Genomic DNA, 246 nt, shown 5'->3' with positions numbered 1-246 from the left:
CAGAAGGCTGAAATATGGCACTGACTGACGCAAAAATTCGGGCTGCAAAGCCCACTGACAAGGCGTATAAACTCACTGACGGAGCTGGCATGCTCATGCTGGTACATCCCAATAGTTCCCGTTACTGGCGTCTCCGTTATCGTATTTTGGGTAAGGAGAAGACTCTTGCACTTGGTGTGTATCCAGAAGTTTCTCTCTCCGAAGCTCGTGCAAAACGGGATGAGGCCCGAAAACTAATTTCGGCGG

The 246-nt window shown here is 50.0% G+C and carries 1 protein-coding gene; it reads left to right on the top strand.

The window, feature by feature from the left end; all coding sequences use genetic code 11:
• Positions 1 to 14: 14 nt before the first annotated feature.
• The coding region (locus SB822_RS59695) for an Arm DNA-binding domain-containing protein (RefSeq protein WP_410859456.1) at positions 15 to 246 on the top strand (232 nt) is incomplete at its 3' end.

Origin of the sequence: Paraburkholderia sp. SIMBA_054 (genome assembly GCF_046534875.1) — a bacterium.
Lineage (GTDB): Bacteria > Pseudomonadota > Gammaproteobacteria > Burkholderiales > Burkholderiaceae > Paraburkholderia > Paraburkholderia hospita.
This window is presented reverse-complemented; position numbering and strand designations above follow the sequence as displayed.